The 21,521-nt window shown below is 29.0% G+C and carries 25 protein-coding genes and 1 pseudogene; 9 read left to right on the top strand and 17 right to left on the bottom strand.

Features of this window, described 5'->3' with window-relative positions; all coding sequences use genetic code 11:
* Positions 1-64 precede the first annotated feature (64 nt).
* The 3 genes and pseudogenes from ACZ5N4_RS27235 to ACZ5N4_RS27225 all read right to left on the bottom strand — a co-directional run.
* A pseudogene (locus tag ACZ5N4_RS27235) lies at positions 65-269 on the bottom strand (uracil-DNA glycosylase family protein); the annotation flags it as partial.
* Positions 270-314: 45 nt separating this feature from the next.
* Positions 315-833: a spore maturation protein gene (locus ACZ5N4_RS27230; protein WP_464205940.1), complete on the bottom strand. Its 519-nt coding sequence runs from the start codon at positions 831-833 to the stop codon at positions 315-317.
* A gap of 66 nt (positions 834-899) precedes the next feature.
* Positions 900-1,475: a nucleoside recognition domain-containing protein gene (locus tag ACZ5N4_RS27225; protein ID WP_464205938.1), complete on the bottom strand. Its 576-nt coding sequence runs from the start codon at positions 1,473-1,475 to the stop codon at positions 900-902.
* A gap of 172 nt (positions 1,476-1,647) precedes the next feature.
* On the opposite strand from ACZ5N4_RS27225, the gene ACZ5N4_RS27220 reads away from it, so the two are divergent.
* Positions 1,648-1,890 (top strand): metal-binding protein, encoded by a 243-nt coding sequence (locus ACZ5N4_RS27220; protein ID WP_178908098.1) that lies wholly within the window; start codon positions 1,648-1,650, stop codon positions 1,888-1,890.
* A 12-nt stretch (positions 1,891-1,902) separates the two neighbouring features.
* The gene (locus tag ACZ5N4_RS27215; RefSeq protein WP_178908097.1) at positions 1,903-2,091 is read left to right on the top strand and encodes a hypothetical protein; all 189 of its coding nucleotides are present in this window, start codon (positions 1,903-1,905) and stop codon (positions 2,089-2,091) included.
* Between the two features lie 57 nt (positions 2,092-2,148).
* Here ACZ5N4_RS27215 and ACZ5N4_RS27210 read toward each other — a convergent pair whose 3' ends face one another.
* Positions 2,149-3,654 (bottom strand): glucosaminidase domain-containing protein, encoded by a 1,506-nt coding sequence (locus ACZ5N4_RS27210; RefSeq protein WP_464205935.1) that lies wholly within the window; start codon positions 3,652-3,654, stop codon positions 2,149-2,151.
* A gap of 311 nt (positions 3,655-3,965) precedes the next feature.
* Here ACZ5N4_RS27210 and rluF point away from each other — a divergent pair, with 311 nt between their 5' ends.
* Positions 3,966-4,685: a 23S rRNA pseudouridine(2604) synthase RluF gene (gene rluF / locus ACZ5N4_RS27205; protein WP_464211070.1), complete on the top strand. Its 720-nt coding sequence runs from the start codon at positions 3,966-3,968 to the stop codon at positions 4,683-4,685.
* A 23-nt stretch (positions 4,686-4,708) separates the two neighbouring features.
* Here rluF and ACZ5N4_RS27200 read toward each other — a convergent pair whose 3' ends face one another.
* Positions 4,709-5,656 (bottom strand): polysaccharide deacetylase family protein, encoded by a 948-nt coding sequence (locus tag ACZ5N4_RS27200; protein ID WP_464205933.1) that lies wholly within the window; start codon positions 5,654-5,656, stop codon positions 4,709-4,711.
* A gap of 934 nt (positions 5,657-6,590) precedes the next feature.
* Between ACZ5N4_RS27200 and ACZ5N4_RS27195 the strand changes: the two genes are divergently transcribed.
* Both ACZ5N4_RS27195 and ispF read left to right on the top strand, forming a co-directional pair.
* A complete protein-coding gene (locus ACZ5N4_RS27195; RefSeq protein WP_464205931.1) occupies positions 6,591-6,764 on the top strand; it encodes a hypothetical protein in 174 nt (57 codons plus the stop codon).
* Between the two features lie 72 nt (positions 6,765-6,836).
* On the top strand, positions 6,837-7,310 hold the full coding sequence (gene ispF, locus ACZ5N4_RS27190) for a 2-C-methyl-D-erythritol 2,4-cyclodiphosphate synthase (RefSeq protein WP_464205929.1): 474 nt from the start codon (positions 6,837-6,839) through the stop codon (positions 7,308-7,310).
* 38 nt (positions 7,311-7,348) lie between these two features.
* Here ispF and ACZ5N4_RS27185 read toward each other — a convergent pair whose 3' ends face one another.
* The 3 genes from ACZ5N4_RS27185 to ACZ5N4_RS27175 all read right to left on the bottom strand — a co-directional run bounded on the left by ACZ5N4_RS27185 (position 7,349) and on the right by ACZ5N4_RS27175 (position 10,459).
* Positions 7,349-8,368: an AI-2E family transporter gene (locus ACZ5N4_RS27185; protein WP_464205927.1), complete on the bottom strand. Its 1,020-nt coding sequence runs from the start codon at positions 8,366-8,368 to the stop codon at positions 7,349-7,351.
* A gap of 323 nt (positions 8,369-8,691) precedes the next feature.
* Entirely contained in the window at positions 8,692-9,690 is a 999-nt protein-coding gene (gene argF / locus ACZ5N4_RS27180; protein WP_464205925.1) for an ornithine carbamoyltransferase, read from the bottom strand.
* Between the two features lie 157 nt (positions 9,691-9,847).
* The gene (locus ACZ5N4_RS27175) at positions 9,848-10,459 is read right to left on the bottom strand and encodes a DUF1836 domain-containing protein (protein ID WP_464205923.1); all 612 of its coding nucleotides are present in this window, start codon (positions 10,457-10,459) and stop codon (positions 9,848-9,850) included.
* Between the two features lie 411 nt (positions 10,460-10,870).
* Here ACZ5N4_RS27175 and ACZ5N4_RS27170 point away from each other — a divergent pair, with 411 nt between their 5' ends.
* The 3 genes from ACZ5N4_RS27170 to ACZ5N4_RS27160 are packed head-to-tail and all read left to right on the top strand — an operon-like array spanning position 10,871 to position 12,755.
* Complete coding sequence (locus ACZ5N4_RS27170) at positions 10,871-11,422, top strand: hypothetical protein (RefSeq protein ID WP_464211069.1); 552 nt, start codon at positions 10,871-10,873, stop codon at positions 11,420-11,422.
* 17 nt (positions 11,423-11,439) lie between these two features.
* Positions 11,440-12,090 (top strand): PspA/IM30 family protein, encoded by a 651-nt coding sequence (locus ACZ5N4_RS27165; protein WP_464205921.1) that lies wholly within the window; start codon positions 11,440-11,442, stop codon positions 12,088-12,090.
* An 11-nt stretch (positions 12,091-12,101) separates the two neighbouring features.
* Positions 12,102-12,755, top strand: a complete 654-nt coding sequence (locus ACZ5N4_RS27160; RefSeq protein WP_464205920.1) for a DUF1292 domain-containing protein — start codon at positions 12,102-12,104, stop codon at positions 12,753-12,755.
* 433 nt (positions 12,756-13,188) lie between these two features.
* Here the strand turns inward: ACZ5N4_RS27160 and fsa are convergent, their stop codons facing one another.
* Both fsa and ACZ5N4_RS27150 read right to left on the bottom strand, forming a co-directional pair.
* Positions 13,189-13,833 (bottom strand): fructose-6-phosphate aldolase, encoded by a 645-nt coding sequence (gene fsa, locus ACZ5N4_RS27155; RefSeq protein WP_464205919.1) that lies wholly within the window; start codon positions 13,831-13,833, stop codon positions 13,189-13,191.
* Positions 13,834-13,904: 71 nt separating this feature from the next.
* Entirely contained in the window at positions 13,905-15,281 is a 1,377-nt protein-coding gene (locus tag ACZ5N4_RS27150; protein ID WP_464205917.1) for an HD domain-containing protein, read from the bottom strand.
* A 437-nt stretch (positions 15,282-15,718) separates the two neighbouring features.
* Between ACZ5N4_RS27150 and ACZ5N4_RS27145 the strand changes: the two genes are divergently transcribed.
* Positions 15,719-15,964: an AbrB/MazE/SpoVT family DNA-binding domain-containing protein gene (locus tag ACZ5N4_RS27145; protein WP_211142626.1), complete on the top strand. Its 246-nt coding sequence runs from the start codon at positions 15,719-15,721 to the stop codon at positions 15,962-15,964.
* Positions 15,965-16,111: 147 nt separating this feature from the next.
* On the opposite strand, the gene ACZ5N4_RS27140 is transcribed toward ACZ5N4_RS27145, so the two are convergent.
* The 7 genes from ACZ5N4_RS27140 to ACZ5N4_RS27110 all read right to left on the bottom strand — a co-directional run bounded on the left by ACZ5N4_RS27140 (position 16,112) and on the right by ACZ5N4_RS27110 (position 21,513).
* Positions 16,112-17,179, bottom strand: coding sequence for a C40 family peptidase (locus ACZ5N4_RS27140; protein ID WP_464205915.1), 1,068 nt, complete (start codon positions 17,177-17,179; stop codon positions 16,112-16,114).
* Between the two features lie 289 nt (positions 17,180-17,468).
* A complete protein-coding gene (gene rsmI, locus ACZ5N4_RS27135; RefSeq protein ID WP_464205913.1) occupies positions 17,469-18,314 on the bottom strand; it encodes a 16S rRNA (cytidine(1402)-2'-O)-methyltransferase in 846 nt (281 codons plus the stop codon).
* A 17-nt stretch (positions 18,315-18,331) separates the two neighbouring features.
* Positions 18,332-19,072, bottom strand: coding sequence for a tRNA1(Val) (adenine(37)-N6)-methyltransferase (locus ACZ5N4_RS27130; protein ID WP_464205911.1), 741 nt, complete (start codon positions 19,070-19,072; stop codon positions 18,332-18,334).
* A gap of 201 nt (positions 19,073-19,273) precedes the next feature.
* A complete protein-coding gene (locus ACZ5N4_RS27125; RefSeq protein WP_464205909.1) occupies positions 19,274-20,017 on the bottom strand; it encodes a flagellar motor protein MotB in 744 nt (247 codons plus the stop codon).
* The gene (locus ACZ5N4_RS27120) at positions 20,014-20,808 is read right to left on the bottom strand and encodes a flagellar motor protein (RefSeq protein WP_178908081.1); all 795 of its coding nucleotides are present in this window, start codon (positions 20,806-20,808) and stop codon (positions 20,014-20,016) included. Before ACZ5N4_RS27120 ends, ACZ5N4_RS27125 begins: the two co-directional genes overlap by 4 nt.
* Positions 20,809-21,053: 245 nt before the next feature.
* Complete coding sequence (locus ACZ5N4_RS27115) at positions 21,054-21,224, bottom strand: DUF362 domain-containing protein (protein WP_178908080.1); 171 nt, start codon at positions 21,222-21,224, stop codon at positions 21,054-21,056.
* 85 nt (positions 21,225-21,309) lie between these two features.
* A complete protein-coding gene (locus tag ACZ5N4_RS27110) occupies positions 21,310-21,513 on the bottom strand; it encodes a heavy-metal-associated domain-containing protein (protein WP_178908079.1) in 204 nt (67 codons plus the stop codon).
* Positions 21,514-21,521 lie beyond the last annotated feature (8 nt).

Genomic DNA, 21,521 nt, shown 5'->3' with positions numbered 1-21,521 from the left:
AAAATTTTTTGTTCTAAAATAATAATACCCAAAATTATATTTTTTATTCCAATAAAGACTCTAATATTAAAGTCTTATCTAACAGCTGTCCCGCTTTGCCCACAAAAGGTAATCCTTGAGCATCCTCATCTTCTCCTTGGGCTTCATCTATGAACATAATTGTTGCTCTAGGATTTCCATCTCTAAAAAACCATATTAGTTCTATTATTTCCTAAGCTACATTTGTGACAATTTAGACATTCTTCATATAACTCTTTCCATGTCAACAATTCGCTCACCCCAACACCACTTACTTATATAATATTATCATAAAATTAAAACATCAATCTTGCGAGTGTCACAGCCAATATTACACATATCATGTCTGCCATAACTGCTACCCAGAGTGTATGTCTTATTTTTTTAATTCCAACGGCACCAAAATATACTGTAAGTGTATAAAATATCGTTTCCGTTGATCCTATAATTATTGATGCTACTCTTCCTATATAACTATCTGCTCCAAAATTATTTAGTATTTCAGCAAATATTCCCATCGCACCACTGCCCGATAAAGGCTTAATTAATACAAGAGGTACTACTTCTGGAGGTAATCCTATAAACTTAACGACAGGCTTAACTATATAGATAAAATAATCTAAAGCTTTCGATTCTCTAAAGACTCCCACTGCTACAAGCATAGCTAATAAGTACGGGAAAATTCTAACACTTATTGCAAGTCCTTCTTTTGCCCCTTCTACAAAGCATTCATATACTTTCACCTTTTTTATCATTCCATATGTAGTAATCGAAACTACTATAATAGGAATTATTGCTTTTATTATATAATCCATAAACTTCTCCCCTTATAGCACATTAATAAGCAATACAATACGGCTTGTCCAAATTGTCCTTCAAAGTTAAAAATGTTTTTCTAATATTTTGCATAATATAACTGCACATACAGCTACTATTCCAGTTGTAATTATAGCTGGAATTACAGTCTCTGCTGGATTTTTAGAACCTACAGCTGCTCGTATAGATATGACTGTAGTAGGAAATAACTGTATACTGGCAGCGTTTAAAACTAAAAATAACGCCATATCATCACTAGCTTTGTCATTATTATTGCTAAGTCTCTTTAACTCTTGCATAGCCTTTATTCCAAAGGGGGTAGCTGCATTAGAAAGTCCCATCATATTAGCTGTTAAATTCATTACTATTGCACCCATAGCTTTTTCATCTTTAGCTGCACTTTTGAACAATATTTTTAATATTGGTCTAAGAACTTTAGCAAGCTTATCAGTAAGCCCACTCTTTTCTGCAATCTTCATAATTCCACACCATAAACACATAATACCTGCCAATCCTATAACAAGCTTAACTGTTGAATCTGTTGAGGCGACTATAGCTTTTGATATCTCAGCACCTCTACCAGTAAAAATCCCAAATAATATACCAAAGGCCAAAATGAAAAACCATACAACATTAATCACTTAGTTTCTCTCCTTATAAATTTTTCCGTTAGTTAATGTATATGAACAATACCGAGTAGTATTACATACAAAATTTAAGGGATTTTAACTAATATGAATTTTTTATGTTGAAAATACACCTCAACAGTGCTACCATTTAATTTGTATATTATTTTTTTATTGGAGGTTTTATATGACCATCAGAGATATTATGAAGTATATAGAAAGTGAATTCTCAGTTATAAATGATACCCCATGCGAAATATGTGGTGGTGAATATGTAGCTGAAGATTTAAAAATAGATATAGTAGATGGCGTTCCTTATGATGTCTGCGATTGTATATGTTCAAATTGTGGCTATGAAAAAACCTTTGAATTTTGTGCACCTTTTGTGGATGAGGATAGCTTAAAAAAAGCTAAAAATATACTGAACTAAAGGAGAATCAGAATGAAAGAAAATAACTTAAAGTTAGCTCAAAAAGATATTGACGAAGCCTTAGTAACTATTGAGTCTATGGAAAAAACTCTTGTTAAAGAAGATCTTTCTAAAGACGACATAAAAGAAAAGTTTGTTTTTCTTACAACTAAAATTCAAGAACTTGAGCAGATATTAAAAGACGAAGGAATCCTTGATTAGGATTATAAATAATAAAAGGTTAAATTTCCGAAGAAATTTAACCTTTTATTATTTATATCACTTAAACTGGGGTATATCAAAATTTAATACGGCATTCTGTACCTGATCATAAACAAGTTTTATACTTTCTATAGTTTTAGGCACTTGTTTAAATGCCCAAGATATATCTGTGGCATATTGATGTTCTCCCGGTTTTTCTGGATTCCATCTCATTTTATATATAGTATCTTGTTTAACATTAGGATTATTTATATATCTGGAAGCTATCCAACTTGCTCCACCTTTAATTCCATCCTCTGGAGTAAGCCACTTATTATCATAAGCTGTTTTAGTTCCACCACCAATAGGGTCTGCATCAATAGCACCTATTCCAAAAAAATTATATACAGGAACACCATAAATATATTTACCATCGCTGTCTTTAGCTCCACCGTTAGCTAAAACCGATGTCCCATTTCCGCTCTCAAGCAAAGCATGTGAGACTAAGTAAGCAACATTTATATTATTACTTTTAGCTGCATCTAAAAATACTTGTCCTTTTCCTTCTAATATCCCTTTTCCTTTTAAAATATTATTTAAACCATCCGCAGTAATACCCTCAGTATAACTTAATTTCAAAAATTGATATTTGCCGTAATCATCTAAAAAGTTGTTTGGATTTACATAATATTTAATTTGATTTTTGCTTGCTTCATTGTTAAATTTATTCGTTTCAACAAATACCGCCTTGCTGGTTGAATTTGCTTGAATATCAACCATTTGATTAATACTAACATCATATTTAGTATATGATACATTTTCAGTGTTTACACTATCAACACATCTAAAGTAATCTACGTAATAATTATCATAATCGGTATTTGCATCCTTATGAGCACCTTGTACATTTTGTCTCTTAGCGTATATAACGACCTTATATTTTTGACCATCGCTATTAGCTTTAAGAGATTTTAATGCTGTTATTTTACCATCTGTCAACGCAGTATAACCGTTAGTTAATTCACTATAAACTTCCTTATCATCTGCATAACTATGTACAAAAATTCTATATTGAGCTTGATCTGAATTTTTAGCAGTTATAAAAAATCCCTGTTTTTGATTTGGTAAAAGTGGAGTATATTCAAATTTTACTGATGTTACTTGCGGTAAGTTTTCATAGCTTGTACAATCTATATACTTATTAGCTGTAGTAAATTGTAACTTTACAGGACTTTTTAATTTCTTTCCCGCAGTAGATTGAACCTCAGTACTAACTACTAAATTATACTTTTTATCTGGATCATAACCTGAAATTATAGGACTTACAACCACCAGGTCTGGACTACTTCCCGGAGTTATATATACAGGAACTGATTTATCATTCTCATCTGTAACTATAATGTTTTTATTATTAACTGTGTCTGGCTTCAAAGGATTATTAAATTTTACAACCCACTCTTTATTTACAGCAATATTAGTCTTAGCAGTGTTGTCCACAAAAGATTCTGCTGCTAATGCTTTAAACTGAGTAATTCCTAAAGTAAGAGCCAGTGTAAAAATAAATGCCCTCATATTTTTATTCAAATTTATCTCCCCCCCAATTATATATCCTTACTATACTATTATAAGAAATTTTAAGCTTTTTTCCAATATTATTTTATACTAACTTATTATACCAAAATATGTTATTTAATAAAACCTTGGAATTTTAAACTGAGTCCATTGAACTTTTCAATTTATAGATAACATATTGAAATTTAGATATAATATAGATAAAGTAAAATCAACTAGAAATATTAACCACATTTATTTATCGTAGAAATAATTAAAAACAGAAGGGAGATTTTATTTAATTGGACAAAAATATAATTAAACATGAAGAACTTAGTGTCTCTATGAGAATAAACAAGTTTATAAGCGAGAAAGGAATATGTTCTAGAAGAGAAGCTGATAAACTTATAGAAAAGAAAAGGGTTACTATAAACGGAAATTTAGCTGGTATAGGTGATAAGGTAACTTCTCAGGATGAAATACGAATCGATGGAAAACTGTTAAATAAAAAAGATAAACGTATATATATTGCTCTTAATAAACCAGTAGGTATAACTTGTACAACAGAAAGTAAAATAAAAGGCAATATAGTAGACTTTATAAATTATCCTAAACGAATATTTCCAATCGGCCGCTTAGATAAAGACTCAGAAGGATTAATTTTTCTGACTAATGATGGAGATATAGTAAATAAAATATTAAGAGCTGGTAATAATCATGAAAAAGAATATATAGTTACTGTTGATAAACCTATAAATAATGAATTTCTAAAAGGAATGTCCTCTGGAGTGAAGATATTAAACACAATCACTAATCCTTGCAAAGTAACCAAGGAAAGCTCTCATGTATTTAGAATAATTTTAACCCAGGGTTTAAATAGACAAATCAGGAGAATGTGCGAAGCTTTTGGCTATACTGTTCTCAAATTAAAAAGAATTAGAATAATGAATGTAAAACTGAAGGATCTTCCTATAGGTAAGTGGCGATATCTAACGGAAGAAGAGCTTAGTGTCATAAATAAACTAACTTCTCAATCTGTAAAAACAGAAGAGGCTTCATTATAAAAAGCCTCTTAATGTTTTTCCCTTTAATTATTATTTGATTTATTATGACTAACATTATATTTAGAATTTGTTAGACGTCTTTCAAATTCATTCATGTCATAGTTTGCACTTACATATACCCTATGCAACGTGTATATTCCCTGACTCTTATTTGACCATCCTCCTACTGTAGTAAATGCCATAGTATATCCAGTTTCTTTTAATGCTTTTATGGTATCATTATTCCACTTACCAAAAGGATATGCTATGTATTTTACCTTTTTATCTAATTTCTTTTCGATAAATTCTCTAGCTCCCTTAAGGGTTTCTACCTGTTTATCATATGGTAACTTATTCAATTCATCATGTGCTAATGTATGACTCTCTATATCTATTCCATTTTGCTCCATTTCTTTTAATTGAGCAGAAGTTAGAAAGGCTTTCTCATTATCTATAGCATTAGTTATTATAAATATAGTTGCATTAAAACCAAACTCCTTCAAAATTGGATAAGCATTCGAATAGTTATCTTCGTATCCATCATCAAAAGTTATGACTACAGACTTTTCAGGAATAGGCTTGTTGTTAACTAAAAAGCTGTATAATTCATCAAAGGTTAAAGTTGTATAACCATTATCCTTCAAATATTTCATCTGCTCCTTAAATTTTTCTTTTGGAACCCTTAGCTCGTTTCCCTTTTCATAATCTATAGAATGATACATTAGTACTGGAACTAAGCTATCATTGTACTTAAGTTTCCCTTCTTTAAACTCTCTTTCTTTTTTTACTTTAGTGTTTTTATCTTTATTGGAATTAGCTTGTTCTTTATTTTTTTCTTCTTGATCACTTTTTTTATTTGCACTAGTATTTTGATCACTGGTTAATTGATTTTGATTTTTAACTTTTCTATCATTAAATAATTTATAACCAACTAAACCAACCATTAACACAATACATACCATTAATATAATTTTTTTATAACCTTTATTCATCTTATCACCGCTTTCTTAGTAATATATGTAAAGTTCTATGTTAATTATAATATAAATTCTGTTATTAGTAATAAAAATATACTAAAAATAATCTTATCCACATTAATTAACACAACACATGTGAATAACCTGTTACTTTTAGGTAATATCAATTATTGATAAATATATTTCTATTGTATAATCCTATATCGATAACAATATATATTATTGATGTTTTATCGCATTTTACTACAAATTTACTGTCATATCTTTTATTTTAGAATATTCACTAAATTTTTACAATTCTCTTATGGCAATTACAGTTTATTCACACTATCCACAGAAAGCTTGTTTATAACTTGTGAAATTTACTATAAATCATAAAAAACATTAAACACAGATTAATGTTTTTTGAAAATTAATCAATACTACATAAAGTTTGTCCACATTATCCACAAAAATGTGGACAATATGTGGATAACATGAATTTCATTCCATCTTCTCATCTATTAGATTTATGTATAATTATTTTGTCAAAATTTTGTTTTAGACTTATATTAGTCGTATTTTATCACTTATTGTTTTACTAATTTATATTTTAAAATTTAAAAATCATAATTAACTTTAACAGATTTGCTATGAACATCATATATTGTTAATATGAATCACTAGCAGTCCTAAGTTTGCATGAGTCATCTTTATACTTAGAGCTGTACCTTTTTTCTCTTATAATTATACTAGGGGGGAGTTATTCCCCCAATCCTTTATTAAAGCCACATAATATAGTATATTTTTCAATTACGCTACATAAAATTTATTGATTAAACCTAACATAACGAATAGAAATTGATATATTTTTAAAAACTTATTTTATTTTTTGGAATTTTCTTAACTTTTCATTATACTTATGGTATTATTTAAATATAATAATATTGTATAAAAGGTAGGGATGTTTATGAGAGATAAAGTTATCCATGTTGATTTTACTAAAAATACAAGTAAAAATAAAAATGAAACGTTTACTTCCTTCCTGAAAAACTTATTTAAAAAGTTATTTAGCTCTCCAAATAAACCTTCTGATCCTAATGACGGTAAAAAAATAATATATTATAATAAAGATATATCTTAGGTGCTTAAATATTTGCACCTTTTTTTATTTGTGTTATCATAAAAATAAATAAAAAAATTGGAGGACTTTATTATGAGAGTTGGCACAGGTTACGATGTACATAGATTAGTTAGCGATAGACCTCTTATCCTTGGGGGCGTTAGTATTCCTCATGAAAAAGGCTTACTAGGCCACTCCGACGCTGACGTTCTTTTACATGCTATTATGGATAGCTTGCTTGGCGCGTTAGCTCTAGGAGACATAGGAAAGCATTTTCCAGATACAGATGAATCCTATAAAAATATTTCAAGCTTGCTTCTGTTAGAAAAAGTAGCAGATCTTATTAATAAAAAAGGATATAAAATCGAAAATATAGACTCAACTATTATTGCTCAAAGACCGAAATTAGCCCCTTATATAGCTGAAATGAGAGAAAATATTGCTAAAACGTTAAAAATTAGCATAGACAACATAAGTGTAAAAGCAACTACAGAAGAAGGGCTTGGTTTTTCTGGAAGAGAGGAAGGAATATCATCTCAAAGTATATGTTTACTTAATAATATATAAAAAAGTCCCTTTTAATTTAAAAGGGACTTTTTTATATATTACTGACTTTTATCTAAGTTTACATCTAATAAATCTAATATAAATATAAATAAAGGTATTCCAATTAATATGCCCCATATTCCCATAAAGTGCTCCGATATAATAAGTATTACAAATACAATGAATACGGGAATATGCGTTTTTACAGACATAAATTGAGGATTTAATACATAACTTTCAAGTAGATAAAGTAGAGCAATAACTGCAAGCACATAGATTACCTTAACAATTCCGCCAATATTATATGCAATTATCGAAAGAGGAACTAATGACACTATAGTACCTGCAATAGGTATTAAACTAAACATAAATATCATAAATGCTAAAGCTATTAGTTGTGGAAAACCCATTATACTTAGTGCAGTTATCGACAGAACTGTATTTGTGACTGCAATAAGCATTTGAACTTGCACGACTTTTCCAAATGAGTTTAAAAAATTAATACCAAACATTTTCAAATACTTACTTATGTTTGATATTCTGCTATTTTCAAACTTTTTTAAAAAATATTCTACTCTTGATTTTTCAAGCATAAAGAATAAACTAAGAATCAAGGATAGCAGTATATTTATTCCCCACTTTCCTATATTAGCAATAAATTGAAATATAGAATTTGCCTCATTTTTCATATATCCTTCTATATCAACTTTACCTATTAGAGGAAATAAATACTCTTCTATTTGATTTATATTAGTCTTAAACTTAACATCTTTAAATTCATTAATAATACTTATGCTCTGACTAATTATTATAGGAACAAATTTATATATAAAATAACCTAGTAGTATAAAAATCATACTGTACACTGTAATAGTTATAAATAACTGATTAATTTTTATAAACGACTTTAACCTATTAATTATAAATTCTTGAACATTATAAATTAAATAAGTAAATAAAAATGTTAGTAAAAATACATCTATTACTTTTCTTAGAAAATAAACAATAAATATGATTAAAGTAAATGCAAATACTTTTCTGATTATTTCCTTTTCCCACAGACTCTTAACAAATTCCATAAGTAACCATCTCCGAATTGCATAAATATGAGTATTACATTCTAAGTCTTTCAATATTTAATTTTACTTTTAATAGTAACGTACGTCAACAATATTGCTTAGAACCTAATATATTTTTGCAAATTTCGTCACTTAATTTTCAGATTACAATGCTTTCTAACTTAAGGCATCTGAAAGAAAATAACAAGTCAAAGATGCGACGGATATTTTGTGTCAGACAAGGAGGCAGGTTCCGCAGATAGTCAGCACTATCTAAGGGTTCTGCCGACGCAGTATGACGAAAAATAGACTAACATACTGACTAGTTATTTTTTTGAAGATGTCTAATCTCCTAAAGTAGCTAGCATAATTGCTTTTATTGTGTGTAATCTATTTTCAGCTTCATCAAATACTACAGAATACTTACTTTCAAATACGTCATCTGTAACTTCCATTGCGTCAATTCCATACTTATCAAATATTACCTTTCCTATCGATGTGCTAGTATTATGAAATGCAGGCAAGCAATGAAAGAATTTCACATTTTCATTATGTGTCTTTTTTATCATATCTATATTTATCTGATAAGGTAATAGAACTTTTATTCTATTTTCCCATACCTCTTCAGATTCTCCCATTGATACCCATACGTCAGTATAAATAACATCTGCATTATTTACACCTTTATCTATATCCTCTGTAATTGTTATACTTGCTTCGGTTTTCTTGGCTTCCTCCTCACATTTCTCTACTAGCTTCTTATCTGGAACTAGCTCTTTAGGTGATACTACTCTAAAATCCATTCCCATTTTCACTGCACCAATCATTAAAGCATTAGCCATGTTATTTCTTCCATCTCCAACATAAGCAAACTTTATTTTGTTTAATGGCTTATTAAAATTCTCCATTATAGTTAGAAAATCTGCTAGTACTTGAGTAGGATGATCTTCATCAGTTAGACCATTCCACACTGGCACGCCAGAGTACTTGGCTAATGTTTCTACTGTAGCCTGGCTATATCCTCTATATTCTATTCCATCATACATTCTACCTAGGACCCTTGCAGTATCTTCAATTGATTCCTTTTTACCCATCTGACTTCCGCTTGGTCCTAAATATGTTGTATACGCCCCTTGATCAGCTGCAGCTATTTCAAATGCACATCTTGTTCTTGTTGAGTCCTTCTCAAATATTAGGGCTATATTTTTCCCTCTGAGTCTCTTCTTTTCATTTCCTGTATATTTATTTTTTTTAAGTTCTTGTGCAAGATACAAAAAATAGTATATTTCTTTCTGCGAAAAATCCATTAAAGTTAAAAAGCTTCTATTTTTTAAATTAAACATTTTAACCACCTCAATATATAAATATAGTTATATTTATTCTTTTTTATGTATAAATATACATATATTATATATTATATTTTTTAAAAATGCCAGAGTTTATTTATAAAAAAATACTAATATAATCAATATTGACTATATTAGTATTTCTATAATTAAGCTATTCTTCACTTTTATAGGATTCTACTATATTCTGTACTAATTTTTTTACCGCACTTGCCTGGCATATTAAAGTCATCACTACAAAGAAAACTTTTATTCTCTCTTCTTCCTTTGGAGTTAAATTGATATCTTTTGTTGTTTCTTTAAACTTTTCCTCATTAAAATATTGTTTTGATAAGAATTCCTCAAAGCTATCCTGCTGAATATCGGAGAAAACTTTGTATGCCTTTTCCCATGATATAATATCATCATCTCCGTTGTTTATTTCATTAAATGCCAAACTAAATACTTTTTTTATTTCCTCTGTTGTTAGTATAGGTCTCATATAACTCAAAAGCACAAGTTGAGCTAAATGTAATTTAGTATATCCTCTTTTCTTGCCATCCTCTGGTTTAGATATAACCTCATTCTTTATATAATTTTGAACTATATTATTTGTGTATTTTTCACCTTCAAATTTATCATTTAAGTAATCAATAACCTGTGACAGAAATAAATCATATCTTGGTAAATCTTCAAATGGTACTATAGTAGTCTTTGATATTTCTTTAGCCATCTTATTTATATACTCTATTCCAAATTTACTCTCTTCCAATTTTACACCCTCCAATACAATCCTTAATTTTTAATTTACTATACCATGAAAACCTTATATAACTTTTAACTAAAATTTATTTCTGATTTAACTCACCTTCTAAATCTATATTATACTAACATTATAAGGTACATATAACCCCTTTACAAGTTAAATATTATAAAATATACACTATACATCATAAAGAAATATTAAGATATCTAAAGATATTTAGCGATTTATTTTTTTACTTCAATCAAATGGTTTAATTTCACCCAAAATAAGGTTCGAATCATATTGTAATGCAGTATTATATACTGTATAATACCATTATAACTTACTTTACAGCGATTAAATATTAATTATATAAAAATTTAATATTAATTATAGACAATAATGTATAATAATATGCTAACATATAGTAAAAAGTAGGATTATTTTTTGGGGGTGAACAAAATAAATAAAAAACGGTTCTTTATCTGCCTATTACTTGCATTTTTATTTATATCTGTAGACATATTTAGCCCTCTCCTTGGAAACTTTACAAGTACAAGTAACATGATTGTATATGCTAAATCTGGGGGAGGCAGCCGCAGTTCTGGTGGTAGTTTTAAATCGGGAAATTTTTCTTCTCCTAAGTCTTCTAGCAGTACACCTAAATCTTCCACTGGCACAAATAAATCTTCTGGCGGCGGTTTTAAGTCAGGTGATTTTTCAAATACTCCTAAATCTTCATCTGGCAGTTCAAAATCAAATGATAGCTATAAATCTCAATCGAATAACACACAAAATTCATCATCTAAAAGCTATGGCAATGGAACTAAGCGGTCATTTTTGCCTATTCCTATACCTATTCCATGGGGACACAGTTATTATGGTCCTGGTGCAGGTTATGGATATAGCTCAGGAAGCTTTGTATTAGGCATATTTAAGCTTATAATTTTTATTGCTATAATAATAGTTATAATTAAGTTAATAAAAAAATATAGAAGAAAATAATTGAGGAGGATATTTTTATGGGAATGTTTAAAAGACTATCAAATATTTTTAGATCAAAGGTTAACAATGCCTTAGATGAGGTAGAAAATCCTATTGAATTATTAGACCAGAAAATAAGAGATATGGAGGAAAGTTTAAATACAGCCAAACTTTCTTCTGCTCAAATTTTAGGTAATGTCCATGAGGTTGAAAAAAAGATGGTAGAAGCCAAAAGAAGTTCTGAAGAATTTGATGAAAAAGTCAAATTAGCTTTAAGTAAAGGTAATGAAGATTTAGCGAAAAAAGCTTTGGCTAAAAAACTTGAGGCTGATAAATCTTATAGTTCATTAAAAGTTAGTTATGATGATGCTCAGAAAAAGGCTACAGCTATAAAATCAAAATTAAAAGATCTTCAAGATGAAATTGAAAAAACAAGATCATATAGGGATGAGGCTGCTGCAAGATTTAACAATGCCGAAGCTAGCAAAAAAGTAAATGAAATTTTAGCAAACGTAGATACTGGAAGCAATAAAATAAACTTAGATGATATAGAAAGAAAAATTCAAAAGAAAGAATCTATAGCTGAAGGACTTGAAGACCTAAGAGAAGATAACTCTTTAGAAAAAGAATTTGAAAAGCTAAATGAAACAAACCTTGATGAAGAATTAAAAAAATATAAACAAAATTAAGGGGATAATATATGAGTAAAGCTGATGAATTTTTAAAGAGTGAAAAAAATAAATACGGAAAACTTTATGTGGATATAAATTATGCTATAGATAATGTATCTCCTTTCTTAGAAGAATCTACTTTAAAAAGTAGAAAGTATGTTGCAAAAGCATCTGTATTAAAGAAATATATTGAACTATTACAAGCAACTGAATCAGAAATTAGCAAAGGTGGCTTCTTCAGCAGATTCAATAACGATAAATACATTGATTTATTGAATGATTATAAAAAAGATAACTCTGAATCTTTAAATCAATTAGAAAAGTGTAGTAAGTGTAAATGTCTAAATTGTACTGCTGATTGTAAGTTTGATAGCTGCATGGCTTGCCGTGATAACTCCTGTACAGTTTTTTGTGATCATAAAAAAGCCAATGTTTCTAAACCTGAAAACTTTATATTGGATTTAACCAATAATAGAACAGGTGGCAATGATAGATATATGGTGCTTGGTATACTTCAAGATGTGGAACTCGATACAAAGTATATAATAATTGAAAATATAATTACTAAAGAAAAGTTTATTTTATACTACTACCCTGGAATTTCTGAGGATAGTTATGGTGAAATAAGTAATCCTGAAGAATTCGATTTTATTGTTTCAACCTTCCAAAGTATAGAAGAATAGATTAATCTAATAGCTTGAAAGAGTTCTGTAAAATCAGAACTCTTTTTCAACAATATTTATCATTCAAAAAAATGACTTATTAGCAATCAATTTTTTCAGTCTGTGGATTCTTAGGAATATATTATAATTTGTCCACAGTTTTAGTGTTTTTATCAACACATTTTGTGGATAACTTATACATATTGATATTATTAAGTTTTAGTAGTTTTTCTATATCTTTATTCACAGTGTGGATAATTTATTGTGTTAATAATCTTAGTCTTTTTTGATAGAACTACTTATTCTTGTCTTGCATAATTCTCTCATATCCTACTTTTTTCAAAAAATTTATTTCATTTTATACATAGAACTAGACTTAATAACTGTCAGATTACGTAAATCATTATCAAAAAAACCTGATGTTTTATGCCATCAGGTTTTTAATATTTGTAAACTATTTTTGTGACTTATTGTAATCTTCTATAAACTTCTCTATTCCTATATCAGTTAAAGGATGTTTTAACATTTGAACTAACACTTTATATGGTATTGTAGCAATGTCTGAACCAGCCTTTGCACATTCTAAAACATGTATTGGATGTCTTACACTTGCTGATATTATTTCTGTTTCAATTCCATATATATCGAATATATCAGCTATATCACTAATAATTGTAATTCCTTCATTTCCTATATCATCTAGTCTTCCTAAAAACGGACTTACAAAACTAGCACCTGCTTTTGCTGCAAGTAAAGCTTGTTGTGCAGAGAATATTAAAGTAACATTTGTTTTTATACCCTCTTTTGCTAATATAGCTACTGCCTTAAGACCTTCTTCACACATAGGTATTTTTATTACAACGTTTTTATGAAGCTTAACAAGTTCTCTAGCTTCTTCTACCATTTTTTTTGATTCTAAACTCATAACCTCTGCACTTATTGGTCCATCAACAATTGAACATATTTCTTCAATCACTTCTTTTAAATCTCTGCCTTCTTTTGCAATTAGTGAAGGATTGGTAGTGACTCCATCAAGTATACCCCATTCCGCTACTCTTTTTATTTCTTCAACATTAGCAGTATCAATAAATATTTTCATTCAGTATTCCCCCAGTCTATTAATTTTATTTGATTTTAATATTATAACATACTAAATCATAATCTAAAATTTTATTTTTCACCTAAATATTTAATAACATCTTCTCTAGTATTTATTTTCCCTAAATATCTAAGCATATCAATATTATCTAGTAAAGAACCTATCTCAGGACCCTGTTTTCTAGTAATGCTTATTATTTCACTTCCTGATACAAGCCTATATTTTTTAATTTCTGTATATCTTTTATATTCACCTAGCATATTTTCTATAAATTCTTTATACCTCTTTTTTTCATTTTTAGGATCAAAAATCATACTAGTAGCATAATTGTCACAAAAAGAAAGTACAAGTAATTGTACTGAAAACTTCTCATACTTGTTAAAGAATTTATAAAATGATTTTTTAAGTTCTTTAATGTCAGAATTAAATAATCCAAGTGTATACATATGACCTTCCACAAGCTTCTCAATAAGTTCTGATGCCTCTTTAGGAAAATTCATATCTTCACAAACCGACTTAATAATCTTAGCTCCCTCTACATCATGACCATAAAAGCTAATCTTTTCATCTGTTTTCTTATAGCATTTAAACTTACCTATATCATGCATAAAACATGCAAAAGCCACATACTCTTTTAATTTAAAGCTTCCTATTTTCTTTTCAAATACGCTTAAATCTAACTTATTAATAATTATTCTCTTGTTTAGCAAATCTTTAAATACTCCATAGGTCAGATTCATATGTGTAAATGCATCTTCCATATGATATTTACATTTTCCAATAGTCTTTAATTCATCTATATATGGAAACATATTTCTTAGTATATTGTAGTTATCTAGAAACTCAAAAGCTTTCCCCTCTTTGTCACTCTCTATTATTTTCATAAATTCATTAAATACTCTTTCTTTTACACAACTTTTCAAATTAGGTGCTATTTTAACTAGGTTATTTTCTGTGTCAAAACTAAAATGCATCCCGTAAGTTATATAAAATCTTATTCCCCTTAATATTCTAACTGGATCATCTTCTAAGCTTTTGTTACTTACATTTTGAATTATTCTAGATTTAATAGAATTTCTTCCTTTAAAGGGATCTATTATTTTATTTTCCAGTAGCTTTATGCATATCGTATTTATAGTAAAATCTCTTTTAGCCAAATCTTCTTCAATTGATTTTCCTTTCATTACAGCTACATCTATTGTCAAATTTCCAATTATGCATCTATATATTCCTATATCCTCTTTTATAGAAAAAAACTTATAACCTAAGTTATTAAGTTCATTAATGAGTTTTGAGATATCACCGCTATATATTATATCAATGTCGTTAGGTTCAATTCTAGAACTTATTAATTTGTCTCTAACATAACCGCCTACTAGATAAGCATCTCCACCCAAACTTTTTAATATGCATTTAAACTGATTTATAAACTCATTTGAATTATCCATATATTTCACCCACTATATATTATTTGAAGTGCTTATAATCCTCATCATAAATACACATTTAACCATATAATAATCTCATATTTTATAACTTTAATTCTATATTAACATAATTTCGACATTGTTTTCTTGTTATCCATATAATTACTATTTTATTTATAAAATTCATAATTTGTTTATTTATAAGGAATTTATTATATAATTTCATGTAATTTTCTAACAAGTCCTTGATTTATCTATATTTAATGATACAGTAAAAAAATGTATTTTGCAATAAAAATATATTGACATTTGTATATTTTGGGAGTATATTAACTATAGATGGAATTTAATAAGAAATTTGTAAAACAATTTTCAAAATGTTATTGACTTTAAATGTAATATTTGCTATTATTTAATTAAACATATGTCGAATTATGGGATTAGAGGAGGAAATTTAAATGAAATCAACAGGTGTTGTAAGAAGAGTAGACGAGTTAGGTAGAATAGTTATTCCAATAGAGTTAAGAAGAACTCTAGATATCGCAGAAAAAGATGCTTTAGAAATATATGTGGATGGCGAACAAATAATACTTAAGAAATACGAACCAGCATGTATTTTCTGTGGAGATGCAAGAGACGTTGTAAATTACAAAGGAAAAAATATATGTAAAAACTGCATGAACGAATTAAAAGGGGACAAGTAGTCCTTATTAACCCACATAATTTATGTGGGTTTTTTATTCTTTATAATAAAAATCTATTTCCTATACAAAAATAATATTAAATCAATTATGTTGTTTTTCTTTAAATATAAGAAAAGGCTTACAAATACAAATCTGTAAGCCTTTTTTTTATTTAACTCTTGTTCCTCCAGTAAAATCAGATCTATCATCTAATGAAGAAATCTTAACTACATCTCCAGTTCTTGGCGCATGAATATAGCATCCATTACCTACATATATTCCAACGTGGTGTGCAGGTGATCCAAAGAAAACTAAATCTCCTGGTTGAAGTTGATCTCTAGACACAGCAGTACCTGCTCCTTGCTGATCTGCTGCAACTCTTGGCAATCCTACTCCAAAGTGGCTATAAACATAACTAGTGAATCCTGAACAGTCAAAGGTACTTGGTCCATTACCTCCCCATTGATAAGGAGTGCCCAAGAAATTTGATGCATATGCAACAACTGAACTTGATGAAGCAGGCGTGGAAGTTGTTCCACTTCCTCTTGAAAGCCTTGGAGCCTCTGATCTAACTTTTTGAACTTGGTTTGCCGCAGATGCAACTATTCTTGCAGTAGCAGTATCTTGTGCTGCCAATACTTTTTCTTTAGCTTCTAAATCAGCTATTAACTTATTTTGTGAAGTCTTATCGCTGTTAAGCTTGGACAATTTTTTTTCATTATCAGCTTTTAATGCTAAAAGCTTTTTATTTTTATCGTCTAATGCTTGCTTTTTCTGAGCTATAGCATTATTCTCATCTTTCAAATCTTTTATTATTTTTTGATCAAAACCTACTACTTTCTTTACAGTATCTACTCTCGTAATAAAATCACCTAGATTATCTGCCTGTAATATAACATCAAGGTAACTATTTGCTCCATTTATGTACATTGCTCTTACTCTTTTTCCAAATAAGTCCTGTTGTCCTTTTATATTTTGTTCAGACTTTTCTAACTGAGCTTGATTATCCTTTATCTCTTTATTTGTTTTCTCTATTCCTTTTTTATTATCATCTATTTGCTTCATAACTTGGCCAATTTGTTCATCTAGTTTTTCCACTTTGGTCCCTAAATCTTGTCTCTGATCCTTAATTTGCTTTAATGAAGTAGATGAGCTCGTCGGTGCTGCTAAAACATTTCTACCAGTTACTAGTACTACTGATAAAGCAATAACAGCAGATAACATTCTTCTATTCAATTTCCAAACCTCCCCAGTGTCGAATAACTTTTGTATATTCTTGTTAAATTTAAATGCTAATTTTTATGTACTTTTTACTTAAAGCTTTGTTAATATGTCAAGTATTTATATTATAGCACTAAAATGCATAAAATCTCAACGTTATCATACTATTTTTTTCAAAATATTAAAGTTTATATGTTTAAGACACAAATTTATCAATAAATTTCAAAAATTTATTCATATATATGTATTTATCTTCCATATTTTTACTTATTATAATTTCGCAACGACAATTGCTGCCAGTCATTTACAAATCAATAGAATATTTGTAAATCTCCGACTTTGATAACTTTCTATCCTTAGCTACCTTTTTAATAGCTTCTTTTTTGCTTAATCCTTCAGAAATATAATTTTTGATATGCTCTTCAATAGACAGTGCTTCCCATTTTGCCCTTTCTTCTTCTAATATTTCTTCCTCTCGTTTTCCTTCAACTATAAGTACAAATTCACCTTTTATATCTTTTTCTGAATAGTAACCTATGGCTTCATCTAAACTAAACCTTAATATTTGTTCATGTAGCTTAGTAAGCTCTCTACAAATAGAAATTCTTCGATTACCTAAATTGCTTCTAAGAAACTCTAAAGTTTCCCTAATTCTATGAGGTGACTCATAAAAAACTAGTGTTTCCTTCCTATCTTTCAATTCTTCCATAATAATTCTCTTATCTTTGTTCTCTCTAGGTAAAAAACCTCTAAATATAAACTTGCTAGTATCTAATCCCGAATATACTAATGCTGTAGTTATCGCTGTAGCTCCAGGTAAAACCTCAAAATCTATATTTTCTTCAATACATTTTAATACTATAATGCTTCCTGGATCTGATATTCCTGGAGTTCCTGCATCACTTATTAGTGCTATGCTTTTTCCATCCTTAATCTTTTCTATTAAATCCATGCTTTTACCTTGTTCATTGTGTTTATGATAACTTATTAATGTCTTTTTTATATTAAAATGATTTAGTAATTTAAGACTTTGTCTTGTGTCTTCCGCCGCCACTAAATCAACATTTTCTAATACCTCTAAAGCCCTTAATGTTATGTCTTTTAAGTTTCCTATAGGGGTTGGCACTAAATATAGTTTTCCAAAGCTCATAGTTAATCCTCCAAATTTTATCTACCATATATTCTATCGATTTCCTCAGTATATCCACCTTCTATATTATATATGTATAGTGGCGCTTCCCACTTTAAGAAGGTACCCCCATTATTTTGTCCTTCAACTAACACCATATTAGGAGCCTTTCTAAAGTTAGGTTGAATCATTCTTATAAGTTTAGGTTCAATTTTATATTGTCTCATAGTACAAATAATGTCTGCTAGTCTATCTGGTCTATGTATCATATATATTCTACCATTATCTTTTAAGACTCCTTTAGCTGCCTTAATCACATCTTCTAGAGTACAGCATATTTCATGCCTTGCAATAGCATTTTCATCATCCATGTTTATAATACCTGAATTTTTAAGTTTGTATGGTGGATTTACAGTTACTACATCAACTTTAGGTAACTTCTTTAAAAACTCAATATCCTTAAGATCTTTATTTATGAACTCTAATCTATGTTGTAATTTATTAAATTCAACAGATCTTTTGGCCATATCTACCATTGGCTCTTGTATTTCTATTCCAGTAATATTAGCAGCATCTGTTTTTCCTGCCAGTATAAAAGGTATTATTCCTGTACCACTGCATAAATCTATAATTCTAGCACCTTTTTTCACTTTAGCAAAGTTTGCAAGCAATACTGCATCTACACCAAATCTAAATGCATCTTTTTTCTGTATGACACAAATCCCTTTTAGCTGCAGATCATCTAATGTTTCATCATTTTTTAACCATTCTTTATTCATAATCGTAATCCTCACTTTTATTAAAAATGCATATAGGAAATCTATAATTAATTATTAAATCTGCTTATATAATTATGATTTATATATATAAAGTTGTCAAATCAATATAAGAAAGCCTTAAGGATTTGACTACCTTAAGGCTCTTATTTCCCGGAAATAACTATAAATTTATACTGAAATATTTGCAAAGTATCTTAATAATTATTTAGCTTTATTATTTTCTATTTTATCAAACTTACTGCTTACAATGATTATATTTACTCTTCTATTCTTAGCTTTCCCATCTTCTGTTGAGTTATCTGCTATAGGTCTATATTCCCCATATCCTACTGCCGAAAGTTTCTGAGGAGGAATATTGGCACTATTAATCAGTAATTCTGTAACATTAGAGGCCCTAGCACATGACAACTGCCAATTGGATGAAAATTGATCATTTTTTATAGGTACATTATCCGTATGCCCCTCTACTCTCATATAATTGTTAAGTTGATTCAGTATTTTTGCTATTTCAATAAGCTTCTTTTGTGATTCTGGCTTTACTTCAGCTCTACCAGTGTCAAAAAATAAAGTATCATTTAAACTTACAACAAGCCCTCTCTCATCAACTTGAGTACTAACATCCGCTTTCATTCCATTCTTCTCAAGATACTTATCTACCTGTCTTTTCAAATCTTCCATTTTTGCTTGTTCAGCTTTTTCAGTTAAATCATTTTCGATTGGCTTAGTATCAACAGTTATTGGCACACCATCTTCTTTAGCAACTATAGATTTCCCTCCACCCATAGATACTCTAAGTGAATCTGATAATTGTTTAAATTTTGCCTTGTCAACATTACTCATAGCAAACAGTACAACGAAAAGTATCATAAGTAAAGTCATGAAATCAGAATAACTAAGCAACCATCGCTCATGATTCGGATGCTCTTCATGCTTTCTTTTCTTCATATCTCAGCTTTACCATCCATTCCTTCAAATTTGGCAACTTCCTCTTTACTTAGGAATCCCTTTAATTTTTCAGCTATAGTATTAGGGTTTATACCTTCTTGTATGTATAATATGCCTTCAATAATAAGAGATTTTTCTCCAAATTCCTTTTCATCCAATGATTTTAACCTAGTAGCTAGTGGTAAAAATAAAAGGTTTGCAGATGAAAGACCGTATAATGTGGCTAAAAATCCAGATGCAATTTTAGGTCCTAAAGAGTTTGGATCCGATAAGTCAGCTAAAATGTGAACTAGTCCCATTACGGTACCTATAATACCTAATGTAGGAGAAAATCCACCAGCTTGTTCAAAAATAGCAGCTCCTTTTCTATGTCTTTCAGATGTAGATTCTAACTCCAATTCCAAAATACTTCTAACTGCTTGAGGATCTACACCGTCTACTACCAATTGAAGCCCTTTTTTAATAAAAGGATCTAAATTAGGGTCATTAGATATTTCCCCTTCGAGACTTAACAATCCATTTTTTCTAGTTTTATATGACACATCTTTAAAGTAAGCTACTAATCCTGGTAAATCGATTTTTTTAGGATTTATAGCTACTTTTATTATCTTAGGTAATCTTTTTAAAATTTCCATAGGGAATGTAAGTCCAACCGCACCTGCAGTTCCACCAAATACTATTATCGCTGGTGCAAGTAAAAAAAGAGCACTTAATACCCCTTTCTCTATTAAAAATCCCGCTACAATAGATCCAAAACCAACTATAATAAAGACAATAACAGAAATATCCATATCTATCCTCCATATAATAATATTTTCGTATAAACTACACTAAAAATATTTATACTCACACAATAGATATTCGTTTATATTAAGTTAATCTTTACTAAATATAATAAATGTTTATACTATATGTTCAAAGTTATTTTTATTCAATATTTATTATATTAGCTGTTGAAACATATTAATAATATAATCTATCTAAATAAAATATCATAAATAAAAAGACTACCTTCCGGTAGTCTTTTCACATTAAATTATTCTTGAACTGGAGCTCCTACTGGGCAAACATTTGCACAGTTTCCGCAATCGATGCAAGCAGCTGCATCTATATCAAATTGAGTATCTCCTTGACTTATAGCGTTAACTGGACATTCTGAAGCACATGCTCCACAGCTTACGCAAGTGTCTAATATTTTGTATGCCATATGTAAACACCTCCTTATAAATTTAGATGATTAACATCTACTTTTTATTTTACCACGTTTTAATTAATTTTTAAAGCTAATTTTCCTATAATACCGCGTATCCTAAATCCTCAAGGGATTGGATTAATGATTCATTATTTACAAAATAATCGTCGTATACAACGCTTACTTCTCCCTTTTCTCTATTTATTTGACAAGCAACAACACCTTCATTATTAGAAATGGCTCTTCTTATCTTATTGACATCTTCCACTGTATGCATGTTGCAGATTTTCAAAACAGATTTCATACTAAACC

It is taken from the genome of Clostridium nitrophenolicum (assembly GCF_055391695.1).
This window is presented reverse-complemented; position numbering and strand designations above follow the sequence as displayed.